20 protein-coding genes and 1 pseudogene are annotated in these 19325 nt (G+C 72.1%); 15 read left to right on the top strand and 6 right to left on the bottom strand.

Annotated features, from left to right (window positions below; all coding sequences use genetic code 11):
- Nucleotides 1-71 precede the first annotated feature (71 nt).
- From QIT00_RS04715 to ygfZ, 4 genes are all read left to right on the top strand, one after another.
- Nucleotides 72-329, top strand: coding sequence for a DUF3099 domain-containing protein (locus QIT00_RS04715; RefSeq protein ID WP_282533798.1), 258 nt, complete (start codon nucleotides 72-74; stop codon nucleotides 327-329).
- A gap of 286 nt (nucleotides 330-615) precedes the next feature.
- Entirely contained in the window at nucleotides 616-1188 is a 573-nt protein-coding gene (locus QIT00_RS04720) for an FABP family protein (protein WP_282533799.1), read from the top strand.
- 325 nt (nucleotides 1189-1513) lie between these two features.
- The gene (locus QIT00_RS04725) at nucleotides 1514-1999 is read left to right on the top strand and encodes a Fur family transcriptional regulator (RefSeq protein WP_282534030.1); all 486 of its coding nucleotides are present in this window, start codon (nucleotides 1514-1516) and stop codon (nucleotides 1997-1999) included.
- Nucleotides 2000-2033: 34 nt separating this feature from the next.
- Nucleotides 2034-2999 carry a CAF17-like 4Fe-4S cluster assembly/insertion protein YgfZ gene (gene ygfZ / locus QIT00_RS04730; RefSeq protein ID WP_282533800.1) on the top strand — a complete coding sequence of 322 codons (966 nt, stop codon included), beginning with the start codon at nucleotides 2034-2036 and terminating at the stop codon, nucleotides 2997-2999.
- 75 nt (nucleotides 3000-3074) lie between these two features.
- On the opposite strand, the gene dtd is transcribed toward ygfZ, so the two are convergent.
- Nucleotides 3075-3500, bottom strand: a complete 426-nt coding sequence (gene dtd / locus QIT00_RS04735; protein WP_282533801.1) for a D-aminoacyl-tRNA deacylase — start codon at nucleotides 3498-3500, stop codon at nucleotides 3075-3077.
- A 248-nt stretch (nucleotides 3501-3748) separates the two neighbouring features.
- Between dtd and QIT00_RS04740 the strand changes: the two genes are divergently transcribed.
- From QIT00_RS04740 to QIT00_RS04750, 3 genes are read left to right on the top strand one after another with little or no spacing between them, the layout of a single operon-like run.
- Nucleotides 3749-4360 (top strand): RsiG family protein, encoded by a 612-nt coding sequence (locus QIT00_RS04740; RefSeq protein WP_282533802.1) that lies wholly within the window; start codon nucleotides 3749-3751, stop codon nucleotides 4358-4360.
- Between the two features lie 54 nt (nucleotides 4361-4414).
- The gene (locus QIT00_RS04745) at nucleotides 4415-5395 is read left to right on the top strand and encodes an asparaginase (protein ID WP_282533803.1); all 981 of its coding nucleotides are present in this window, start codon (nucleotides 4415-4417) and stop codon (nucleotides 5393-5395) included.
- A gap of 60 nt (nucleotides 5396-5455) precedes the next feature.
- A complete protein-coding gene (locus QIT00_RS04750) occupies nucleotides 5456-6703 on the top strand; it encodes a GNAT family N-acetyltransferase (protein ID WP_282533804.1) in 1248 nt (415 codons plus the stop codon).
- A gap of 145 nt (nucleotides 6704-6848) precedes the next feature.
- On the opposite strand, the gene QIT00_RS04755 is transcribed toward QIT00_RS04750, so the two are convergent.
- The gene (locus QIT00_RS04755; RefSeq protein ID WP_282533805.1) at nucleotides 6849-7040 is read right to left on the bottom strand and encodes a hypothetical protein; all 192 of its coding nucleotides are present in this window, start codon (nucleotides 7038-7040) and stop codon (nucleotides 6849-6851) included.
- Between the two features lie 158 nt (nucleotides 7041-7198).
- On the opposite strand from QIT00_RS04755, the gene QIT00_RS04760 reads away from it, so the two are divergent.
- The 3 genes from QIT00_RS04760 (at nucleotide 7199) to QIT00_RS04770 (ending at nucleotide 10202) form a co-directional block, all read left to right on the top strand.
- Nucleotides 7199-8092: a GntR family transcriptional regulator gene (locus QIT00_RS04760; RefSeq protein WP_282533806.1), complete on the top strand. Its 894-nt coding sequence runs from the start codon at nucleotides 7199-7201 to the stop codon at nucleotides 8090-8092.
- Nucleotides 8092-8883 carry an HAD family hydrolase gene (locus tag QIT00_RS04765; protein ID WP_282533807.1) on the top strand — a complete coding sequence of 264 codons (792 nt, stop codon included), beginning with the start codon at nucleotides 8092-8094 and terminating at the stop codon, nucleotides 8881-8883. Before QIT00_RS04760 ends, QIT00_RS04765 begins: the two co-directional genes overlap by 1 nt.
- A 218-nt stretch (nucleotides 8884-9101) precedes the next feature.
- Nucleotides 9102-10202 (top strand): aminoglycoside phosphotransferase family protein, encoded by a 1101-nt coding sequence (locus QIT00_RS04770; protein ID WP_282533808.1) that lies wholly within the window; start codon nucleotides 9102-9104, stop codon nucleotides 10200-10202.
- Here the strand turns inward: QIT00_RS04770 and QIT00_RS04775 are convergent.
- Both QIT00_RS04775 and QIT00_RS04780 read right to left on the bottom strand, forming a co-directional pair.
- A pseudogene (locus QIT00_RS04775) lies at nucleotides 10173-10763 on the bottom strand (ABC transporter permease); the annotation flags it as partial. The gene QIT00_RS04770 and the pseudogene QIT00_RS04775 sit on opposite strands and share 30 nt — an antisense overlap.
- Nucleotides 10764-10864: 101 nt before the next feature.
- The gene (locus QIT00_RS04780) at nucleotides 10865-11524 is read right to left on the bottom strand and encodes a TetR/AcrR family transcriptional regulator (protein ID WP_282533809.1); all 660 of its coding nucleotides are present in this window, start codon (nucleotides 11522-11524) and stop codon (nucleotides 10865-10867) included.
- A gap of 68 nt (nucleotides 11525-11592) precedes the next feature.
- On the opposite strand from QIT00_RS04780, the gene QIT00_RS04785 reads away from it, so the two are divergent.
- From QIT00_RS04785 to QIT00_RS04805, 5 genes are all read left to right on the top strand, one after another.
- The gene (locus tag QIT00_RS04785; protein ID WP_282533810.1) at nucleotides 11593-13833 is read left to right on the top strand and encodes a HelD family protein; all 2241 of its coding nucleotides are present in this window, start codon (nucleotides 11593-11595) and stop codon (nucleotides 13831-13833) included.
- 33 nt (nucleotides 13834-13866) lie between these two features.
- Nucleotides 13867-14478, top strand: a complete 612-nt coding sequence (locus tag QIT00_RS04790; protein WP_282533811.1) for an HAD domain-containing protein — start codon at nucleotides 13867-13869, stop codon at nucleotides 14476-14478.
- 75 nt (nucleotides 14479-14553) lie between these two features.
- Entirely contained in the window at nucleotides 14554-15108 is a 555-nt protein-coding gene (locus tag QIT00_RS04795) for a helix-turn-helix domain-containing protein (protein ID WP_282533812.1), read from the top strand.
- Between the two features lie 17 nt (nucleotides 15109-15125).
- A complete protein-coding gene (locus QIT00_RS04800; protein ID WP_282533813.1) occupies nucleotides 15126-15848 on the top strand; it encodes a hypothetical protein in 723 nt (240 codons plus the stop codon).
- Between the two features lie 136 nt (nucleotides 15849-15984).
- Nucleotides 15985-16329, top strand: a complete 345-nt coding sequence (locus tag QIT00_RS04805; RefSeq protein WP_282533814.1) for a DUF2516 family protein — start codon at nucleotides 15985-15987, stop codon at nucleotides 16327-16329.
- Nucleotides 16330-16522: 193 nt separating this feature from the next.
- Here QIT00_RS04805 and QIT00_RS04810 read toward each other — a convergent pair whose 3' ends face one another.
- Both QIT00_RS04810 and QIT00_RS04815 read right to left on the bottom strand, forming a co-directional pair.
- On the bottom strand, nucleotides 16523-17788 hold the full coding sequence (locus QIT00_RS04810) for a PP2C family protein-serine/threonine phosphatase (RefSeq protein WP_282533815.1): 1266 nt from the start codon (nucleotides 17786-17788) through the stop codon (nucleotides 16523-16525).
- 419 nt (nucleotides 17789-18207) lie between these two features.
- The gene (locus QIT00_RS04815) at nucleotides 18208-19230 is read right to left on the bottom strand and encodes a C40 family peptidase (protein ID WP_282534031.1); all 1023 of its coding nucleotides are present in this window, start codon (nucleotides 19228-19230) and stop codon (nucleotides 18208-18210) included.
- Nucleotides 19231-19325 lie beyond the last annotated feature (95 nt).

The following is a 19325-nucleotide window of genomic DNA, read 5'->3' on the forward strand; positions in this document are numbered from 1 at the left end:
TACCAGGACGCGGGTGCGGTCCTCCGGCTTCGCGCTGTCCGGGGGCCGGTGCGCGGTTCTACGCTGGAGGCATGTACGCGCGCCGGCGGCACGTCTACTTCGCCATGATGGGCACCTGCCTCGCCCTCTTCGTCCTGGCCTGGGCGGTCGTACGCCTGTGGTCGATCCCCGTCGCCGTCGGCATGTGCGTCGTCGCCATGGTCATCCCGCCGCTCGCCGCGATCGTCGCCAACCGGCGCGGCCCCGACGACCGCTGGTGGGACGACCCCTCCGGCGACCCGAAGTCCGACGAGTGGTGGGACGAGCTGGACGGCAAGCGGCGCGAGTAGGCGCGGCCCTGGCCGCCGAGGCGGTCCGAGAGCTCGCGGGGCCAACCTCACAGAGAACGGCAGGGGTGGGCCGACTAAGCTGGGGCGCGGCCCCGTCCTGCTAACACCGCTCATCGAGGAGCACCCCGTGCTTGAGGCATTCTTCTCAGCCCTGCTGGTTCTGGTCTGCGTCGGCGTTGTCGCGTTCGCCGGCCTGACCGTGAAGAAGCTCTACCAGGGTCAGCGCTGACCTTCCGCGTCCGCCGCGTACCGACCTCCGCTCCGACACAGATCGCCTGAGTTCCCCATGATCGAGATCCCGTCCGACCTCCACCCGGACCTCGTGCCCCTCACGTTCCTGCTCGGCAACTGGGCCGGCGCGGGCGTGCACGACTTCCCGGGCAGCGAGAAGTGCAACTTCGGCCAGGAAGTCAGCTTCAGCCACGACGGCCGGGACTTCCTCGAGTACCGCTCCCACACCTGGGTGCTCGACGCCGAGGGCAACAAGGTCAAGCCGCTGGAGTCCGAGTCCGGCTTCTGGCGGGTGAGCAAGGACCGCAAGGTCGAGGTCGTGATGGTCCGCGACGACGGCGTCGTCGAGGTCTGGTACGGCGAGCTGGCCGACAAGAAGCCGCAGATCGACCTGGCCACCGACGCCGTCGCCCGCACCGCGGCCTCCGGCCCGTACAGCGGTGGCAAGCGGCTCTACGGCTACGTGAACAGCGACCTGATGTGGGTCGGCGAGAAGCAGACGCCCGAGGTGCCGCTGCGGCCGTACATGTCGGCGCAGCTGAAGAAGGTCGTCTCGCCCGACGACGTCGCCGAGATGGCGCGGAACCTGGGCGACCTGCCGGACGACGGCATCGCGTTTTTCAAGTAGGCACAGCCTTCAAGCAGAGGCTCAGAGGGTTCTCAGACTCCTCTGAGACAGGGCCGGTACCTGTGAGCAGGTGACCGGCCCCACTCATGCCCCCGCCCGCGCCCGCGCCCGCGCCCTCCCCGTCCCCGCCCGCGCCCTCCTCGTCGCCGACGACCCGCGCCGCCGCGACCTCCTCACGCTCGCCCTGCGCCTGGCCGGGTACGACGTGTCCACGGCCCGCAGCCTCGACGAGGGCCGCTGCGGCGCCTGGTGGCCGGACGGCCTCGATCTGCTCGTCGTCGCGACCGGAGGGAGCCGCGGGGCGGGCCCGCCTACACTTGACCGCGTGGTGGACACCGACTGGAAGAGCGACCTCAGACAGCGCGGCTATCGGCTGACGCCGCAGCGCCAGCTTGTCCTCGAAGCCGTCGACGCCCTGGAGCACGCGACCCCCGACGACATCCTCGTTCAGGTCCGCAAGACCGCCTCCGGAGTCAACATCTCCACCGTGTACCGCACGCTGGAGCTCCTGGAGGAGCTGGGCCTGGTCAGCCACGCGCACCTCGGGCACGGGGCGCCCACGTACCACCTCGCCGACCGGCACCACCACATCCACCTGGTCTGCCGGGACTGCACCGGCGTCGTGGAGGCGGACGTCGAGGTCGCCGCCGAGTTCATCGAGAAGCTCCGTACGACTTTCGACTTCGACACCGACATGAAGCACTTCGCGATCTTCGGCCGCTGCGGCGACTGCACCAGATCGACGTCCCAGGTCGCGGAGACCCCCGGGGAAGCGGAGACCACCGGGGAAGCGGAGACCCCCGGGGAATAAGACAGGCTGTCAACGAGTCGTAGTCTGAGTGGATATGAAGAGCCCCCTGCTGTCCCTGCCCGGTGCCGTCCCCGCCGAAGGTGTCGACGAAGGAGTCGCCGCGCACTACGGCGAGCTCTACCGCGAACAGCGCGCCCTCGCCGACGGCACCGGCCTCGTCGACCTCTCGCACCGCGGGGTCATCACAGTCACCGGAGACGACCGGCTCAGCTGGCTGCACCTGCTGCTCACCCAGCACGTCAGCGACCTGCCCGCCGGCCAGGCCACGGAAGCGCTGATCCTCTCCGCCCACGGCCACATCGAGCACGCCCTCTACCTCGTCGACGACGGCACGACGACCTGGGCGCACATCGAGCCGGGCACGCGGGAGGCGCTGCTCGCGTACCTGGAGTCGATGAAGTTCTTCTACCGCGTCGAAGTCACCGACCGCACCGCGGAGTTCGCCGTCGTGCACCTCCCGGCCGGCTCCATCGCCCCGGTCCCGGACGGAGTCGTCGTACGCGAGACCGCGCACGGCCGGGACCTCTTCCTGCCGCGCGCCGACCTGGAGGCGTACGCGGAGGCGGGCGGCCCGGCGATCGGCGTCCTCGCGCACGAGGCGCTGCGCGTGGAGGCGCACCGCCCGCGCCTCGGCTTCGAGACCGACCACCGCACGATCCCGCACGAGCTGGGCTGGATCGGCACCGCCGTGCACCTCCAGAAGGGCTGCTACCGCGGCCAGGAGACCGTCGCCCGCGTCCACAACCTGGGCAAGCCGCCGCGCCGCCTGGTCTTCCTGCACCTGGACGGCAGCGAGGTCCACCTGCCGGGGCACGGTACGGAGGTCCGGCTCGCCGCCGACGGCCCGGACGGGCGGAAGATCGGCTTCGTCACGACCTCGGCCCGCCACCACGAGCTGGGCCCGATCGCCCTCGCGCTGGTGAAGCGGAACGTACCCGTGGACGCGGAGCTGCTCGTCGGTACGACCGCGGCGGCTCAGGAAGTCGTGGTCGAGCCGTAGAAGTCGTGGTCGAGCCGTAGTCGAGCCCCGGTCGAGCCCTGGTCGTACGGCTGGCGCTACATCTCACGGCCGGCGCTACATCTCAAGCAGCACCGTGAACGGGCCGTCGTTCGTCAGGGACACCCGCATCTGGGCCCCGAACCGGCCCGTCGCCACGGTCGCGCCGAGCGCCCGCAGTTGCGCCACCACCTCGTCGACCAGCGGCTCCGCCGTGTCGCCCGGGGCCGCCGCGTTCCAGGTCGGGCGGCGGCCCTTGCGGGCGTCGCCGTAGAGCGTGAACTGGCTGATCACGAGCAGCGGGGCGTCGATGTTGCTGCAGGACTTCTCGCCGTCGAGCATCCGCAACGACCAGAGTTTGCGGGCCAGTTGGGCCGCTTTCTCCTTGGTGTCCTCATGTGTCACACCGACCAGGACACACAGCCCCTCGCCGGTGATCTCCCCGACGGTCTCTCCCTCTACGACGACACTCGCGCCGTCCACCCTCTGCACCACCGCACGCATACCGTCCATGATGCCGTGCGCCCCCGGGCCGGTGAGCGGCCGCCCGTCCGGTCCCGCTCTCGCGCGTACTTCCGGCCCCGCTCTCGCGCGTACTTTCGGACCGTTTCCGACATCTGCCACGTAATGCCATAGGGCTATCCGGGGCCGATCGAGTGCACTCCGCCCCAACTCGGGCACGAAGGGTGGCATTCTGCTGCCCAGCGGCGCGCCTGTGGCGCCCCGCACCGGTCGAGGGGACGGTCAACAGCATGAACAGCACGTCGAGCACGGCGGGGCAGCCGCCGGGGCCCGCACCGACGGCATGTGCCGGTGCGAGCGCGCCCCGCCCGCCCGCACAGCGCACCGGGGACCGCCTTCCCGAGCTGCCCGAACACGATCTGGCGGTGCTCCGGCTGCCCGAGGTCCGGGCCCTGCGCCGCACCTCGCAGCAGGACGAGGCCGACCTCAGCTACGTCCGCCGGCTGCTCCAGGGGCGGATCGACATCCTGAGGGCCGAGCTGGCCCGGCGCCGGGACCCGGCCGTGCCGGCGCCCGACCCGGACATGGTGGCCCGGCTCTCCGAAATCCTCACGGACACGCCCTCGCGGCACCGCTCGTCGGCCCGGCACGTCACGGTCGGCACCCCGCACGGCGAGGAGTACCGCGGTCTGGCCGCCGAGATGCTCGGCGAGGTCGAGCTGTCCGACCTGGACGCCCGCACCGACGACGAGCTGCACGCCGCGATGGGCCGCCTGGTCCGGTACGAGCAGCAGGTCTCCCACCGCCGCCAGCTGCTCCAGCACACGGCCGACGATTGCAGTGCCGAAATCGCCCGCAGGTACCGTGAAGGGGAAGCACAAGTAGACGACCTGCTCGCCTGACCACCAGCACCCCGGTGGGCCAGGGGCGGGACCACCGGAAGGCATCCACCCACGATGACGGCATCCGCCAGCGCCAGCACCCCTTCGCAGCCCGCCATATCCCCGGTCCTCGCCGAGGTCGTGCGCTCCGGTTTCGTCGAGGGACGGCACCGGGGATCGCTGGTCGTCCTCGCCGCCGACGGCAGCGTGGAGCGCGCCGTAGGTGACGTCTCCACCCCCGTCTTCCCCCGCTCGGCGAACAAGCCGATGCAGGCCGCCGCCATCCTGCGGGCCGGGCTCGACCTCTCCGGCGAGCGGCTCGCCCTCGCCTCCGCCAGCCACTCCGGCGAGCCCTTCCACCTCGACCTGGTCCGTACGATGATCGGCGAGTTCGGCCTCACCGAGTCGGCCCTGCAGTGCCCGCCCGACCTGCCCTTCGACCCGGTCGAGTCGGAGACCTACCTGGCCGGCGGCTCCGTACGGGACCGGGTCACGATGAACTGCTCCGGCAAGCACGCCGCGATGATCGCCGCCTGCGCCGCGCAGGGCTGGGACCAGGAGTCGTACCTCGACCCGGAGCACCCGTTGCAGCGGCTGGTCGGCGAGGTCATCGAGGAGACCGCGGGCGAGCCCGTCGCCGCCACCGGTACGGACGGCTGCGGCGCCCCGCTGATGGCGATCAGCCTCACCGGCCTCGCCCGCGCCTTCCGGCACTTCGTACTCGCCGAGCCCGGCACGCCGGAGCGCCGGGTCGCGGACGCGATGCGGGCCCACCCCGAGTACGTCGCGGGCACCCGCCGCCCGGACACCTGGCTGATGCGCGAGGTGCCCGGCGTCCTGTCGAAGATGGGCGCCGAGGCCGTGCAGGCGGTGGCCCTGCCGGACGGCCGCGCGCTCGCGTTCAAGGTCGACGACGGCGCGATCCGCGCCCTCGGCCCGATCCTCGCCCGCGCCCTCGGCCTCCTCGGCGTGGATACCCCGGCCCTGGCCCGGATCGGCGCGGCCCCGCTGCTCGGCGGAGGCCATGAGGTGGGCGAGATCCGCGCGGCGTTCTGAGCCTCCCGCCTGCGGAAAACCCCGATGCGGCAGGCCCGGCCCGCGGCCTACGGTGACCGGATGACCGTAGCCGTACGCCTCCTCGCCGAAGCTGACTTCCCGGACTGGATGCGCGCCCTCAACACCGGGTTCCTGCGCACCCCGACCTGCTCCGCAGCGGAGATCGAGGACCACAGGGCGTCCGTGGACCTGAGCCGGACGCGGGGCGCGTTCGAGGACGGGCGGTGTGTGGCGACGTACCGCTCGTTCGCGCAGCGCCTGACCGCCGTCGGGGGCGGAGAGGTGGCCGCCGGTGCCGTCTCGAACGTCACCGTCTCCCCGACGCACCGCCGTCGCGGACTGCTCAGCCGCATGATCACCGAGGACCTCGGCGCGGCGAAGGCGCGCGGCGAGGCGGTGGCGACGCTGATCGCCGCCGAGTACCCGATCTACGGCCGGTACGGCTTCGGCCAGGCCACGCGGATGGCCGAGTGGGAGATCGACGTACCGCGCACCGGGCTCGACCCGCGCTGGTCGGGGCCCGAGGACGGCGGCCGGATCGACCTCGTGGACGCCGCCGACGTACGCAAGGTGGGGCCCGCCCTCTACGAGCGGGTGCGGCGGGCGACGCCGGGTGCGGTGGACCGGGACGAGCGCTGGTGGCGGCTGTTCACCGGTGAGCTGCGCCCGGAGCGCTCGACCTGGAAGGACCCGTTCTTCGCCGTGTACCGCTCGGCCTCCGGCGAGGTGGACGGGCTGCTCGCGTACGTCTGCGACGCCAAGTGGGGCGACGGCAAGCAGCCGCGGAACACCGCCACCGTGGTCGAGCTGAGCGCCGCGACCCCGGCGGCCGAGCGCGCGCTGTGGCGGTACGTCTGCTCCGTGGACTGGATCGCGACGGTGCGCACCGGCCCGCGCGCGCCGGACGCCCTGGTCGCGGACCTCTTCCCGAACGCGCGCGCCGCCCGGATCGTCACACTCGGGGACTGGCTGTGGGTGCGCGTCCTGGATGTCGTACGGGCCCTGGAGGCGCGGACGTACGGAATGCCGGGCGCCCTCGTCGTCGAGGTGCGCGACCGGCATGGGTGGGCGGAGGGGCGGTACCGCCTTGAGGTCGGTGCGGACGGGCGCGGGACCTGCGTGCGGACCCGGGACGCGGCCGAAGTCGCCCTGGACGTGCGGGAGTTGGGTGCACTGTGGCTGGGGGACGAGTCCGCGGTGCGGCTCGCCGCGCTCGGTCGGCTGACCGAGGAACGGGCAGGCGCCGCCGCCGTTGCCGACGCGCTGCTGCGTACGCCCAGAAGTCCGTGGTGTCCGGATGTCTTCTGAGTCTGTCTGGTGTGTGCTGAGGGATGCAGGGTCTGTTCGACGCGTGCTGAGGGATACAGGGTCTGTTCGACGCGTGCTGAGGCGTACAGGGGCTGTCTGATGCGCGCCGAGGGGCTCAGGGTCTGTCTGATGCGTGCCGAGGTGCTCAGGTCAGTGCGGGGCCGGCGACCAGGACCGCGAGGACGACCGCGCCGAGCGAACTGCACGTGGCGTTCCTGGCCTTGATCCCGATGCTGAGCAGCAGCAGCCCTGCGATCCCCAGAGGGCCGTACTGCCACTCGACGAGCTGCTCGAAGCCGATCACGAACGCGGCTCCCAGGATGGCGATGACGGGCATGTGGATCCTCCTTCGGGTGGGAGGAGTTGGTGGTTAGGTGGTCCTTACTTGGTAAAGTTGGCTGCCAACTTCACTGTAGTTGTCCCCGATTGGTCGGCTTGGTTAAACAGTCTTCACAGAACTCCCCAGAGATAGTGGGGAGTTGTACCGTTTGGGGCGTGACCCAGGAGAGCGTTGCGGTGAACGGCAGAAAGCCCTCGCACAAGGACATAGCCGACGAACTCCGGCGGCGTATCCGCAGCGGAGCCGTAGCCGCGGGCAGCCGGATGCCGACCCAGGCCAAGCTGGCCGAGGAGTTCGGCGTCGAGCGCGGCGCGGTCCGGCAGGCCCTGGCGACCCTCGCGCAGGAGGGCCTGCTCGTGAACGTCTCCCGGGGCAGCCCGCCGGAGGTGGCCCTGCCGGGGCAGGACGAGGAGCCGCAGACCACGATGGTCGGCCTCGCCCCGCGCCTGGTCGACGCCTTCCAGACCGAGCGGGTGACCATCGACGCGGTCTGCCTGACCTCCGAGACGCTGATGATGGGCCTGAGCGAACCCCTGCGGCTGATCTACGAGGGCCGCATCCGCCCCGAGTCGATCACCCTGCGCGTCCTGCTCCCCAGCAGTCGCATCAACCTCGCCTTCCCCGTGCCCGCGGGCGAGCCGTCCGAGCACGCCGCCGCCGCGGACGAGGCCGTCGACGAACCGGTGCACAGCCGCTGGCTGGCCCAGCGCAACGCCCAGGGCCAGGTCCTGCGCCACAACCTCCGCGCCCTGCGCGCCAGTCACGGCATCGACGTGAAGGTGGAGTTCCGGGCCCTGCCGTTCACCCCGGCGATGAAGCTGTACCTCCTCAACGGCTCCGAGGCGTTGCTCGCGTACTACATGGTGACCAAGCGGGAGGAGGAGATCGACAGCGAGAAGATCCATATGTACGACGCGCTCGGCACCCAGTCGTTGCTGTTTTCCTTCGAGAGATCCGCGGGCCAGAGCGACGAGGCGTTCGTCGACGAGTCGCAGAAGTGGTTCGACGCGCTCTGGAACACCATCGCCCGTACCCTGACACTCTCTTAGTGACTTCCGAAACGGCGCCGGACGGGCGGGTGGGTCAAGTGATCGAGAACGCCCAGGACTTGCGGGTCGCACGGGACCTGCGGATCGCACAGGACCTGCGCGAGGTGATCACGCGGGCGGAGTGCGTTCTCTTCGACTTCGACGGCCCGATCTGCCGGCTCTACGCGAACCACGACGCCCAGACCGTCGTGGACAACCTCGTCGGCTGGCTCGCGGACCGGGGCGAGGTCGGACTGCTCACGGCGGATGAGCGGGACTCCGCCGACCCGCACGCCGTGCTGCGCGCCGTCCACCGCGCCCGCCCCGGCAGCCCCCTGGAGGCGGACCTGGAGGCGCGGCTCACCGAGGAGGAGCTGCACGCCGCGGCGCGCGCCTTCCCCACCCCGTACGTGGACCGGCTGATCCGCACCTGGCACGCCGGCGGCGCCCGGCTCGCCGTCGCCACCAACAACGCCCCCGAGGCCGCCCGCCACTACGTTCACGGGCGCGGTGTCGCCGACTGCTTCGGGCCGCACATCCACGGCCGCCGCACCGAACACGTCCACGCGCTGAAGCCCGACCCGGACTGCCTGCACCGCGCGCTCGGCTCCCTCGGCGCGCACCCGTCGAGGACGCTGATGATCGGCGACACCCCCGCGGACTGCCTGGCCGCGCGCGAGGCGGGCGTGGCGTTCCTGGGGTACGGGCAGGACGAGCTGCGCCAGAAGAAGCTGCGCTCGGCGGGTGCGGAGCACGTGGTGGACTCGCTCGGGACCGTGCTGAAGGCGGTGTGGGCGGGGGCGCTGCTGTGAGCCGGGACATTCCGTACGGGCGTACGAGGGGATCCTCCTCCGCACGGACAAGAGCCGCGGCCGCGCCCTGTCGTGGGTGATCGCGGTAGTAGCGTGAATCGCCTCTGACACCGTCTGGCGCCTCTGGCACGTCTGACTTACGTCTGACCCGTCTGACCTGTCTGACACTTCTGACACTTCTGACCACCACCGGCATCGCCTCGGCGAGAGAGCGGAGCATGTCCTCAGCCGAACCGGCCGCCGAGCGGGCCGGGCACGCCCCTGGCACCCTGCTCGGCGGCGACCACCGCATCGCGGGACCGCTCACCGGCCACCACCACGAGACCTACGTCCTGCGGCTGCCGGGGGAGGACGGCCGGTGGAAGATCCGCGAGCCCCGGTCCGGGGTGCTCCACGCCGACCGGCGGTGCTTCCACTCCGAGGAGGACGTGATCTGCGGGCTCGCCGAGATCCCCGTCGAGCTTCCGGTGCCCGAGGTGCGCGAGGTCGGCGGCTGTCGGCTGCAACGCTTCGTCGAGGGCGTCACGCTCGCCACGCTGACCGGCGCGCAGGGCCGGGTGCCCGAGCGGTACGTCGATCAACTCATGCCTGTCTTCGGCGGGTTGGGGTCCGTGCGGCCGGGCCTGCTGAACGTGGAGCGGAGCTGCCATCCGGCCGACCGCGCCGAGGACGGCGACACCACGTACTTCCTCGGCCGCCTCGTGCACTTCGCCGAGCACCGCGTGTACCGCGCGCGGCACGCCACGTACGGCTCCCTCTTCACCGCGCTCGGCGTGCCCGACGAGGCGCTCCGCCGGTACGCCGAGCGCCTCGGCATGCTCGCGCCCCGCCCGTTCTGCCTGCTCCACGGGGACCTGCACCGGGAGAACCTCATCGTCGACGGGAACGACCGACTCTGGGTGATCGACTGGGAGTTGGCGATGCTGGGCGATCCGCTCTACGACCTGGCGACCCACCTGTACCTGACGCGGTACCCGCCCGACCAGGAGCGGAGCGTCGTAGAGCGCTGGTGCACGGAGATCGAGCGGGTCCTGCCGGGCGGGTCGAAGGGGTACGAGGACGACCTGCCGCGGCTGCGCGCGTTCAAGTGCGTCCAGTCCGTCTACACGGATGTGGTCCGTACGGCCATGACGCTCTCGGAACGCCCCGAGGACCCCGCGGCGTGCGCCCGGGCGGCGGCGAAGCTGGTCCGTGTTCTGCACGCGGCCCGGGCGCCCCTCGAACTCCCTTCGGCGCCCGACGCGCCGGGCGCCGAGGCGGCACTGCTGGAGTGGCTGGGGCGCTCCGGGCTACGCGAGCACCCGGCGCCGGAACAGTAGCCCGGCCGCCGCCACCGCGACCGCCGTGATGCCCGCGCACCAGGCAAGCGCCACCCAGCCCGTGGCGCCGATCGGGTGGCCGAGGAGCAGGCCGCGTACCGCCTCGATGACCTGGGTGACCGGCTGGTGCGTGGCGAACCCCTGGAGCCAGGACGGCATGGTGTCCGTGGGGACGAACGCGCTGCTCGGGTACGGCAGGAAGCTGATGAAGAACGTGAAGCCGCCGGCCGCCTCCGGGGACCTGACGAGCAGTCCGACGGCCGCGGACAGCCAGGACAGCGCGGTGATGTAGGCGACGAGCAGCCCGACGGCGGCGAGCCAGTCGGCTGGGCTCGCCGCCGGGCGGAAGCCGATCGCGAACGAGAGGGCGAAGACGAGGCTCGTCGCGAGCAGATTGCGGGCCGTGGAGGCCAGGACGTGCCCGGCGAGGATCGGGGTGCCGCCGATGTCGAGCGAGCGGAAGCGGTCGATGATGCCGCCCTTGAGGTCCTCGGTGACGGCCTGGGCGGTGCTGGCCGAGCCGAATCCGGCGCAGAGCAGCAGGACGCCGGGCACGACGTACGTCAGGGGTGCCGCTCCGCCGGGCGGCGCTTCCTAGGCCGTCGTCAACGGGTCCAGGTGTGCGTGCCGTTCTGTCGGCTCACGGCTCACGGCGCCCGTGCTCAGGCGTACGCCCCGAGCCCCGAGCGGAGTTGGCCGAAGCCGCGTTCTGCGGCCTCGACCGCGTCCGGGTAGATCGCGGCGGCGCGTTCTCCGGCCGCGATGCGGCGCCAGTTGGTCTCGGCCAGGACGCGCTGGACGGCCACGATCTGGCCGGCCGCGAGGCGCGCCCCGTCGTCGCCGCCGAGTGCGGTGGCGAGTGACTCCTCGGCGCGGGACTGGTACGCGTACAGGCGGGCCACCAAGGACGGCGTGCCGTAGACCAGGCCATGGAAGGCGAGCACCTCGGGCTCGTCGCTGAGGCCCGTCACGGGGTCGCGCAGCCGCAGGCCGGTCAGGAAGTGCCGGCGCAGCGCGTCCAGCGGGGGCTGCTGCGGGGCGCGTCCCATGACGACGCGGCTCGCCTCGTCCTCGTGGTCCGCGAGCCGGTGCAGGGCCAGGTCCTCCTTGGCCGGGAAGTACCGGAAGAGCGTCGGCTTGGAGATCTCCGCCGCCGCCGCGACCTCCGCCACCGACACCTTCTCGAAGCCCTTCTCCAGGAAGAGGGCGATCGCGGCGTCGGAGATCGCCTGGTAGGTCCGCTGCTTCTTGCGCTCACGCAGCCCGCTCTCGGTGTCGGCGGGCAGTACCGGGCGCGCGGGGGGAGGGGGCGTACGGCTCATGAGGACAGTGTACGCGGTGAAACGCATCTCGGTCACAAACGTTACTCGGTTACGTTATTCTCGCTCGTATGCGTGCCCTCGACCCTGACCCCGGACTCCGTGCCGACCCTGCCCCCGACCGCGTCCCAGACCACCTCCCCGACCATCTCTCCGAACACGCCCTCGACCGAGCCCTGCACGAGGAGCGGGCGTACCACGACGCCTGCCGCGACGCCCTCGCCGCGATGGTCGACGGCGCGCAGGAGCAGGTCGTCACCGGCGAGGACGTCTCCGCCTCGGGAGCCGACGCGGAAGTCCTGGGCCGCCGGTTCCGCGGCGACGCGAAGGCGATGCGTGAACTCCCGCCCGGGCCGCTGTTCTTCGGGCGCCTGGACTTCGCGTCGGGGGAGCGGGGCGCCGGAGACCACGCCGGGCAGAGCTACCACGTCGGCCGGCTGCGCATCACCGAGCACCCGGCGAGCCCGCCCCTCGTGGTGGACTGGCGGGCCCCCGTCGCCCGCGCCTTCTACCAGGCGGGCCCGCGCGACCCCCAGGGCGTGCGCGTCCGGCGCCGCTTCGGCTGGGCCCCGGGCAGCGCGGGGGAGCCGGGCGACCTCACCGGCCTGGAGGACGAACACCTTGGCGTCATGGACGAGCCGGAGCCGGGAAGTGACGGGCCCGGAGGGGCGGGGTCGGGAGGAACGGGGCCAGGAGGAACGGGGCGGGAAGGAACGGGGTCCGGAGGAGCCGGGCCCGGAGGAGCCGGGCGGCCCGGCAGTGCGATCCTCGCCGGTGAGATCGAGCGGCCCCGGGTCGGCCCCATGCGGGACATCGCCGCCACCATCCAGCCCGACCAGGACGACCTCGTACGCCGCGACCTCGGCACCTCCCTGTGCGTGCAGGGAGGCCCCGGCACCGGCAAGACCGCGGTCGGCCTGCACCGCGCCGCGTACCTGCTCTACACCCACCCGCAGCGCGTGCAGCGCAACGGGCTGCTCGTGCTCGGGCCCAACCGCACCTTCCTGTCGTACATCTCGGAGGTGCTGCCCTCGCTCGGCGAGGGCGGAGTGCGGCAGTCCACCGTCGTGGACGAGATCGCCACGCAGCCGGTGCGCGGCACGGACAGCGAGGGGACGGCGGTCGTCAAGCACGACGCCCGGATGGCACGGGTGCTGCGCAACGCCCTGTACGCGCGCGTGCGCCCGCCCGCCGACTCCCTCGCCGTACCGGACGGTTCGTACCGCTGGCGGATCGGGCGCGCGGAGTTGGAACGGATCGTGGAGGACGTACGGGCGGAGGAGCCGCCGTACGCCGTCGGACGTGAGCGGGTCAGGACGCGGGCCGTGCGGCTGGTCCAGGAGCAGGCCGAGCGCCGCTCGGGGGCGCGGCCGCAGACCTGGCTGCAGCGGATCGGCCGGTCCAGGCCGGTCGGTGCCTTCGTGGACGAGGTCTGGCCGAAGGTGGTACCCGAGCAGGTCGTGGCCGAACTCCTCGCCGACGCCGGGGTGTTGGGGCGGTCGGCCGACGGTGTCCTCGACGCGGAGGAGCAGCGACGGCTGCTGTGGCCGAGGGCGCCGCGTTCGTACCGGTCGGCCCGGTGGAGCGCGGCGGACCTGGTGCTGCTCGACGAGGTGGCCGGGCTGATCGAGCATCCGCGGGGCTACGGGCACGTCGTGGTGGACGAGGCGCAGGACCTGTCCCCGATGGAGTGCCGCGCGATCGCCCGCCGCTCCGCCTACGGTTCGCTGACCGTCCTCGGCGACCTGGCCCAGGGCACCACGCCGTGGGCCGCCCGCGCGTGGCCCGTACTCCTCGGGCATCTGGGGCGGCCCGATGCCGTACTGGCGCCGCTGACCGTCGGATTCCGGGTGCCCGCGGCGGTGGTCGAGGTGACGAACCGGCTGCTCGCCGCCCTGGACGTGGACGTTCCGCCCGCCCGGTCGCTGCGTGCGGACGGGCAGCTGCGCACCGCGGAAGCGGCGGACGGGGCCGGAGTGGTCGACGCGACGGTACGGCTCGTACGGGAGGCGCTCGGCCGGGAGGGCTCGGTCGGGGTGATCGCGCCCGACGCGGGCCCGGTGGGCGCGGCCGCCCTGCACACCGCACTCGCCGCCGCGGGCCTGGCACCGGCGCCCCCGGACCGACTCGGCGCCCGGCTCACGGTATTGCCCGCCTCCCTGGCCAAGGGTCTGGAGTACGACCACGTCGTCGCCGTCGAACCCGCGGCGGTGGTGGAGGCGGAGCGGCGGGGCCTGGAGCGGCTCTATGTGGTCCTGACCCGTGCGGTGTCCCGTCTGGATGTGGTGCACAGCCGCCCGTTGCCGTTCTGAAGGCTCCGCCCCGGCGGGCGTTAGGGTCCCGCCGTGACTCCACCCAGGCCCCGCGCCCTCCTGTTCCTCGACGTCGACGGCCCCCTCATCCCGTTCGGGGCGTCGTCGGCCGACCTGCCCGAGGGGTATCCGACGTACGAGGGCGGCACCCGGGAGGGCGGCGGGCATCCGTTGCTCGACCGGGCCGACCCCGCGCTCGGGCGCCGACTGGCCGATCTCGGCTGCGAGTTGGTGTGGGCGACGACCTGGGGCGAGGACGCCAATCACGTGCTCGCGCCGTGGCTCGGGCTGCCGGAGTCGCCCGTACTGCCGTGGCCGGACGAGGCGGACGGGGCGGACGGGGCAGACAGGGCGGACGGGGTGGATGAGGCGGGCGGGGCCTACGGGGTCTACGAGGAGGTGCCCGGGGCGGCGCGGGCGGTGCACTGGAAGACGCGGCCGATCGTCGAGTGGGCGGACGGGCGGCCCTTCGTGTGGGTGGACGACGAGATCGCGCCCGCCGACCGGGCGTGGGTCGACACGTACCACCGCGGGCCCGCCCTGCTGCACCGCGTCGACGCGCGGTACGGCCTGACGGAGGGGGACTTCGGCGTGATCCGGGGGTGGCTGGGGCGGCTGCGCCCTGGTTTCCGCGGCCGCGACTAGGCCGTACGCGTGGCTTGGGGCACTATTGCAAGCGCCTGCTTGCAATAGTTAGCGGACATGCTGCACCATCGACCCATGGCATCGCTCAACGTCGGCAACCTCGGTGAGTATCTGCGTGAGCAGCGGCGCAACGCGCAGCTGTCGTTGCGTCAACTCGCCGATGCCGCCGGGGTGTCCAACCCGTACCTCAGTCAGATCGAGCGTGGACTGCGCAAGCCGAGCGCCGAGGTCCTGCAGCAGGTCGCCAAGGCCCTGCGGATCTCAGCCGAGACGCTGTACGTGCAGGCCGGGATCCTCGACGAGCGTGACCGCGACGAAGTGGAGACGCGCGCCGCGATCCTCGCCGATCCGACCATCAACGAGCGGCAGAAGCAGGTGCTGCTGCAGATCTACGAGTCCTTCCGCAAGGAGAACGGATTCGAGATCAAAGAGGAGATGGGGACGACGGGGGAAACGGAGAAGGACGGGCCTGTCGGAACCGGAGAGCGCGGCGGGATAGGCGGGACAGGCGCGACAGGCGCGACAGCCGCGACAGCCGCGAGCGGCGACTCACCCGGGCGCGGCGCGGACACCGCCGCAGACGGCCCCCGCACGGCCGACGGCAGCACCACCATCGAACCCTCACCCTGACCGGAGGACCACCAGTCATGGCCATCACCGACGACATCCGCAAGACCTTCAGCGACCCCACCCCGTTCTACTTCGCGGCCGGTACGGCCGACCTCGCGGTGCAGCAGGCCAAGAGGGTCCCGGCGCTGATCGAGAAGCTGCAGGCCGAGGCCCCGGCCCGTTTCGAGGCCGTACGCTCCACGGACCCCAAGGAGGTCCAGGAGAAGGCCACGGCCCGCGCCAAGGAGGCGCAGGAGAGCCTGCAGGCCAAGGTCAGCGAGGTGCTCGGCAGCCTCGACACCGACATCAGGAAGTTCGGCGAGACCGCCCAGGGCCTGGCCCTCCGCGGCGTCGGCGTCGCCGCGGAGTACGCGGTGAAGGCCCGCGAGAAGTACGAGGAGGTCGCCGAGCACGGCGAGCAGGCCGTCAGGGTCTGGCGCGGTGAGGCGGCCGACGAGATCGAGGAGATCGCCGCCGCGGTCGAGCCGGACTCGAAGACCGAGACCAAGTCCGAGGCCAAGACCGAGGCCAAGTCCGAGACGGCTGGCGCGCAGTCCGTCGCGGTCGAGGACGAGTCGAAGTCGGCGGCCGCCAAGAAGCCGACGACGTCGTCCGCGTCGTCCGCGTCGTCCGCGTCGTCCGCGTCGTCCGCGTCGACCACGGCGTCCACGGCGTCCACGTCGACCACGTCGACCACGGCCAAGAAGGCCGCCCCCGCCAAGAAGACCATGGCGAAGAAGCCCACCCCGCCCGCGAAGTGACCCCGCGCATCAACCACGGCGGTACGGGAACGCCCCGGGCACTCAGCGAGCGCCTGGGGCGTTCTCCGGATACGGCACCCGCTCATCCGGGTACGGTTGCCGGTGTAGAGACGACTCGGATCAGGTGGTGGGCAACGTGCTGATGTCAGGTTTCGCGAGCTTCGTGGGACTGCTCTTCCTCGCCATGCTTGTGCTCGCGGCGGTCGCCCTGGTGATGGCCGCACTCGCCCGCCCGGATGCCTACGTCGCGGCCGACAAGAAGACCAAGAACTTCTGGCTGATCCTCCTCGGCATCGCGGTGCTGGTGAACCTGATCGGCATCCCCGGCCTCGGCCTGATGCTCCAGATCGCCGGCCTGATCGCGACGATCGTCTTCTTCGTGGACGTACGCCCCGCGCTCAAGCAGGTCACGGGCGGCGGCGGCCGCCGAGGCGGCAGCAGCAGCGACGGACCTTACGGGCCGTACAACGGCGGCCGGTGACCGGCAGGGCGGCCACGGCGACTCCGGAACACGGCGGCGGGGCCGCACCCGAATCCCTGGGTGCGGCCCCGCCGCCGTGTTCGCGTACGTCGACGTTCGCGTAGGTCGACGTACGCGTCCGTCCACGCTCTCGTCCGTGCACGCTCTCGTCCGTGCACGCTCTCGTCCGTCCACGCTCTCGTACGGTGACCCCTCAGCGCCCGCCCCGATCAAGGAGCAGCACCGCCACGTCGTCCGTCAGCTCACCGCCGTTGAGGTCCCTGACCTCGCTCACGGCCGCCTCCAGGAGGTCCTCGCCGTACAGCCCGGCGGAGACCTGGCGGCGGACCATCTCGACCATGCCGTCCTGGCCGAGCCGCTGGTTGCCCTGGCCGATCCGGCCCTCGATCAGGCCGTCGGTGTAGAGCATCAGGCTCCACTCGCCGCCCAGCTCCACCTGCTGACGCGGCCAGCGGGCGCGCGGCAGCAGACCGAGTGCCGGGCCGCCGTTCTCGTACGGCAGCAGCTCCGCCGGGCGGCCCGGGCGGGTGATCAGCGGCGAGGGGTGGCCGGCCAGGCAGAGCCCGGCGCGGCGGCCGTCCGGCGAGATGTCGACCGTGCAGAGCGTCGCGAAGATCTCGTCGTCCGGCCGCTCGTGCTCCAGGACCTGCTGCAGCGTGGAGAGCAGCTCGTCCCCGCACAGGCCCGCGAAGGTCAGCGCCCGCCAGGCGATCCGCAGCTCCACGCCGAGCGCCGCCTCGTCCGGGCCGTGCCCGCAGACGTCGCCGATCATGGCGTGCACCGTGCCGTCGGGCGTGCGCACCGTGTCGTAGAAGTCGCCGCCGAGCAGCGCGCGGGAGCGGCCCGGCCGGTAGCGCGCGGCGAACCGCAGCTGGGAGCCGTCGAGCAGCGGCGTGGGCAGCAGGCCCCGCTCCAGGCGGGCGTTCTCCTGCGCGCGCAGCCTCGACTCGGTGAGCTGCCGCTGGGCGACGTCGGCCCGCTTGCGCTCCACCGCGTACCGGATGGCGCGGCTCAGCAGCCGGGCGTCCAGCTCCTCGCGGAACAGGTAGTCCTGCGCGCCGACCCGGACGGCCTCTCCGGCCAGGTCGATGTCATCGCTCCCGGTGAGCGCCAGGACGGCGTGCCGGGGCGCGAGCCGCAGGACGTGCCGCAGCGTCGCCAGCTCGTCCTCGCCGTGGTCGGCGCCCGGTGCGGGCAGGGCGAGGTCGAGCAGGATGCAGTGCACGTCGTCGGTGAGCAGCCGCTCGGCCTCGGTGAGGTTGCGGGCGGTACGGATACGGATGGGCTTGCCTGCGGCGTCGAGCAGCTCCGGCACGGACAGTGCCTCGGCCGGGTCGTCCTCGATCACGAGCAGCGTCAGTCCGCTGCCGGTCTCGGTTCCGGCCTGCGCCGGGAACGCTTGCGCCTGACCACCTTCCGCGGCCGGGACTGCTCTCTGCCGCGGTATGGGTACGGGCATCGTGTGGTTTTCCTTCCCTCCCCCCGAGGGCGCGGCGGCACGTGGATCGACGTACCGCCGACGGGGACCTTAGCGGTAGCCACCGCCGGTATGGAATGGCGATCGGCGAACGGCGGGTGCCGCATGCCGTTCCATTTGCCGCATCCCGTACCGCAATTGGACCCGTCCGGGGCCCCGAGGGGATGACGAACATCACGCCGCCCGGGTTGCTCGCGTGCCCCAGGTCACGTGCGCCAGGTCACGGGTCTCACCCCCTGTGACCCGCGCAGCGCCCGTGCCGAACCCGAGCCGAACGCCGCACCCGACCGAGCCCGTGCCGCCCGCCCGAACCGCACCCGACCGGACCCGAACCGGACCCGAACCGCACCCGACCGGACCCGAACCGCACCCGAGAAGCGCTCCTCCGGGGGAGGGAAGGTCTATTTGTCCGGCCGCACCACCCCGAGGATCTTCATCGAGCCGGCCCCCGCGATCGTCACGTCCCGGCCGGGGCGCGGGGCGTGCACGATCGCTCCGTCCCCGATGTACATCCCGACGTGGCTGGCGTCCTCGTGGTAGATGATCAGGTCTCCGGGGCGCATGTCCTCGATGTCGATGCGCGGCAGCTGCTTCCACTGCTCCTGCGAGGTCCGCGGAATGGTCTTCCCGGCGGAGATCCAGGCCTCCGAGGTGAGCCCCGAGCAGTCGTACGATCCCGGGCCCTCGGCGCCCCACTCGTAGGGCTTGCCGATCTGGGCGGTGGCGTACTTGATGGCCTTCTTGCCGCTGCGGCTCGCCTTGCCGGTGATCTCTTCGAGGGCGCCGGAGTCGATCCACGCCGCCTGGCGGTCGAACTCCGCCTCCTGCTCCATCTTCAGCAGGCGCTCGCGCTCCTCCTTCTCAAGCTTGGACTCCAGCTCCTCGACCGCCTTGATCTTCGCCTTGATCTTCTTCTTGGCCTCGGCCTTCGCCTTGCGGTTGGCGTCCAGCTCGCGCCAGCGCTCGGAGGCGTCGTCGGCGTACCGCCGCAAGTCATCCTGTGTGCGGGCGAGTTCGCCGAGGAGGCCCTTGGTGGCCTGCTGGCCCTGGCGCATGCGGCCCGCGTTGTCCAGGAACTTCCGCGGGTCGTCACTCAGCATCAACTGCGCCTGGGGCGGGAGCCCGCCGCCTCGGTACTGCGCGCGGGCCGCGGCGCCCGCGCGCTGTTTCAGGCGGTCCACCTTCTTCTCGCCCGCGACGATGGCCTTCGCGATCCGCACGATCTCGTCGGACTGCCGATCGGCCTTCTCCTCCGCCGCGTTGTAGGCGTCGGTGGCCACCGCCGCATCGTGGTAGAGCCGGTCCATCTCCTTGCGGACCTGTTCAAGGGACTTCGAGTCCTTGGGCCCCGGGTCCTTCGGTGCCGGATCGGCGTGCGCGGTTCCCGGGGCGGCCAGGATCGCCGCCGCGCACACCAGAGCCATGGTCGCCGTGGTCGAGCTTCGCTTGCCGGTCACGCTCGTTCCCCCTGAACTGATTGCTCGTCAGTAACGTACGAACACGTCCGGGATGGTGCCAC

It is taken from the genome of Streptomyces luteolus (genome assembly GCF_029968015.1).
Lineage (GTDB): Bacteria > Actinomycetota > Actinomycetes > Streptomycetales > Streptomycetaceae > Streptomyces > Streptomyces luteolus.